Annotated in this window: 3 protein-coding genes and 1 pseudogene; 1 reads left to right on the top strand and 3 read right to left on the bottom strand. The window is 70.7% G+C overall.

The window, feature by feature from the left end; genetic code table 11:
* Positions 1-1,404 (top strand): anthranilate synthase family protein (locus tag AC31A1_RS48830; protein WP_489659499.1); only part of this gene is annotated, 1,404 nt, incomplete at its 5' end.
* A 67-nt stretch (positions 1,405-1,471) separates the two neighbouring features.
* On the opposite strand, the gene AC31A1_RS48825 is transcribed toward AC31A1_RS48830, so the two are convergent.
* From AC31A1_RS48825 to AC31A1_RS48815, 3 genes and pseudogenes are all read right to left on the bottom strand, one after another.
* Entirely contained in the window at positions 1,472-2,500 is a 1,029-nt protein-coding gene (locus AC31A1_RS48825; protein ID WP_489659498.1) for a 6-phosphofructokinase, read from the bottom strand.
* Positions 2,501-2,632: 132 nt separating this feature from the next.
* Positions 2,633-3,310: a response regulator gene (locus AC31A1_RS48820; RefSeq protein WP_489659497.1), complete on the bottom strand. Its 678-nt coding sequence runs from the start codon at positions 3,308-3,310 to the stop codon at positions 2,633-2,635.
* Positions 3,307-3,437, bottom strand: a pseudogene (locus AC31A1_RS48815) (MacS family sensor histidine kinase); the annotation flags it as partial. The pseudogene AC31A1_RS48815 and the gene AC31A1_RS48820, both read right to left, overlap by 4 nt.

The following is a 3,437-nucleotide window of genomic DNA, read 5'->3' as shown; positions in this document are numbered from 1 at the left end:
GGTGGGCGGACGCTCGTGGGCGCGAGCCCTGAAGTGCACGTCCGGATGTCCGGCGGGACCGTCGTCATGAACCCGATCAGCGGGACCTATCGCTATCCGGCCGAGGGACCGACGCCCGAACACCTCCTCGCCTTCCTCGCGGACGGCAAGGAGATCGAGGAGCTGTCGATGGTCGTCGACGAGGAGCTCAAGATGATGTGCACGGTCGGCGACATGGGCGGGGTCGTGATCGGGCCCCGGCTGAAGGAGATGGCCCATCTCGCGCACACGGAGTACGAGTTGCGCGGCCGGTCCTCGCTGGACGTGCGCGAGGTGCTGAAGGAGACGATGTTCGCGGCGACCGTCACCGGCTCGCCCGTCCAGAACGCCTGCCGGGTCATCGAGCGGCACGAGGTCGGCGGGCGCGGCTACTACGCCGGTGCGCTCGCGCTGCTCGGCCGGGACTCCGGCGGCGCCCAGACCCTCGACTCCCCCATCCTCATCCGCACCGCCGACATCGACCCGGCCGGCCGGCTGCGGGTGCCGGTCGGCGCCACCCTGGTCCGCGGCTCTGACCCGGCGAGCGAGGTCGCGGAGACCCACGCGAAGGCTGCGGGGGTCCTGGCCGCTCTTGGCGTACGACCGTCCCGGCCGCGGGACGAGAGCACGCGCCCCCGGCTGACCGACGACCCCCGGGTGCGGGCCGCACTCGACGGCCGCCGCACCTCGTTGGCCCCCTTCTGGCTGCGGATGCAGGAGCGGTCCGAGGAGCTGACCGGGCACGCGCTGGTCGTCGACGGGGAGGACACCTTCACGGCGATGCTCGCGCACGTGCTGCGGTCGAGCGGCCTTGAGGTGACCGTCCGGCGGTACGACGAGGAGGGGCTGCGGGAGGCGGTGCTCGCGCACGAGGGGCCCGTGGTGCTGGGGCCGGGGCCGGGCGACCCCTCCGACACGGCCGACCCGAAGATGCGGTTCCTGCGCGCGCTGACCGCCGAGGTCCTCCGGGAGAACCGGCACGGTGTCCTCGGCGTGTGCCTCGGGCACGAGCTGATCGCGGCGGAGCTGGGCCTGGACATCGTACGGAAGGAGGTTCCGTACCAGGGGGCGCAGACGGTGATCGATCTGTTCGGGCGGGAGGAGACCGTCGGCTTCTACAACAGCTTCGTGGCGCGGTGTGACGACGAGGCGCTGGGTGAGCTGGCCGCGCACGGGGTCGAGGTGAGCCGGAGCGAGACCGGGGAGGTGCACGCCCTGCGGGCTCCTGGCTTCGCCTCGGTCCAGTTCCACCCGGAGTCGGTGCTGACGCTCAACGGGGCTGCGGTCGTACGGGAGTTGGTGGGTCAGCTGCGGGGCACGAGCACGTTCTCGGAGTCGAACGCACCGTCCAGGGGCTGCGCCCCCGGACCCCTGCTTCGGCCCTGAAGGGGTCTCGTCCTCAAACGCCGGACGGGCTGGGATGCCCGTCCGGCGTCGAGAGCGCGACCGAGCCTCAGCCGAAGAACACCCCGACCTCCTCGTACAGCTTCGGGTCGACCGTCTTCAGCTGGGCGGTCGCCTCCGCGATCGGTACGCGGACGATGTCCGTGCCGCGCAGGGCGACCATCTTGCCGAAGTCGCCGTCGCGGACGGCCTCGATGGCGTGCAGGCCGAAGCGGGTGGCGAGCCAGCGGTCGAAGGCGCTGGGTGTGCCGCCGCGCTGGATGTGGCCGAGGACGGTGGTGCGGGCCTCCTTGCCGGTCCGCTTCTCGATCTCCTTGGCCAGCCACTCCCCCACCCCGGACAGCCGGACGTGCCCGTAGGAGTCGAGGGTCCCGTCCTTCAGCACGACATCGCCGTCCTTGGGCATGGCCCCCTCCGCGACGACCACGATCGGGGCGTACGACGCCTTGAAGCGCGAGGTGATCCAGGCGCACACCTGCTCGACGTCGAAGCGCTGCTCGGGGATGAGGATGACGTTGGCGCCGCCCGCGAGTCCGGAGTGGATGGCGATCCAGCCGGCGTGCCGGCCCATCACCTCGCAGACCAGGACCCGCATGTGCGACTCGGCGGTGGTGTGCAGCCGGTCGATCGCCTCGGTGGCGATGCCGACGGCGGTGTCGAAGCCGAAGGTGTAGTCGGTGGCGGACAGGTCGTTGTCGATGGTCTTCGGTACGCCGACGCACGGCACGCCGCTCTCGTCCCACAGCCGCGCGGCCACCCCGAGCGTGTCCTCGCCGCCGATCACGATGAGCGCGTCGACCTCCTGCGCGGCGAGGTTGTCCTTGATGCGGCTGATGCCGTTCTCCAGCTTCAGCGGGTTGGTGCGGGAGGAGCCGAGGATGGTGCCGCCGCGGGGCAGGATGCCGCGCACCGCGGGGATGTCGAGCCGGACGGTGTCGCCTTCGAGTGGACCTCGCCAGCCGTCCCGGTAGCCGACGAAGTCGTAGCCGTACTCCTGAACGCCCTTGCGGACGATGCCCCGGATGACGGCGTTGAGTCCGGGGCAGTCGCCGCCTCCGGTCAGTACTCCGACGCGCATGGAAATATCCCTTCGCCGCGGTTTCCTGTGACAGCCACGCTAATGGTGATCCAGGTCACAGAGGGATGGGCGGGAAGGTCAATTCCGAGATCAAGTGCGGTGAATTGCCGGGGAGTTGATCTACCGGGCTGCCTACGCGTCGTCCAGGCCGCGCTCTATCGCGTACCGGACCAGCTCCACCCGGTTGTGCAACTGGAGCTTGCCCAGGGTGTTCTGGACATGGTTCTGGACCGTGCGGTGCGAGATGACCAGACGTTCGGCGATCTGCTTGTAGCTCAGGCCCTTGGCGACCAGGCGCAGCACTTCGGTCTCGCGGTCGGTGAGTTGGGGCGCCTTGGGCTGGTCGCCGTCGGTGGCCGGTGCCGGGTCGGAGGCCAGTCGGCGGTACTCGCCGAGGACGAGTCCGGCGAGCCCCGGGGTGAACACCGGGTCGCCGACCGCCGTCCGGCGCACGGCGTCCAACAGCTCTTCCGTGGAAGCCGACTTGAGCAGATAGCCGGTCGCGCCCGACTTCACCGCCTCCAGCACGTCCGCGTGCTCACCGCTCGCGGAGAGGACCAGGACGCGCAACGCCGGGTTGGCGCCCACCAGTTCCTTGCAGACCTGGACGCCGGGCATCTGCGGCAGGTTCAGGTCCAGGACGAGGACGTCCGGGGCGGCGGCCTTGGCCCGGCGCACCGCCTGTTCGCCGTCACCTGCGGTGGCGACCACGTCGAAGCCGGCCTCGGCCAGGTCGCGGGCGACGGCGTCGCGCCACATCGGGTGGTCGTCGACCACCATGACCCTGATCGGGCCCTTCCGCTCACTCATCGTGTCCCCGCCTTCCCCCGCGCTTTCGGTACTTTCAGCTCGACTTCCGTGCCCTGCCCGGGAATCGAGACCAGCTCGGCACTCCCGCCGAGGTCCCGCAACCGCCCCCGGATCGACAGGGCGACCC

It is taken from the genome of Streptomyces sp. P5F9, assembly GCF_057961495.1.
The sequence above is the reverse complement of the archived record's forward strand: the minus strand, read 5'-3'. Positions and strand labels throughout refer to the sequence as shown.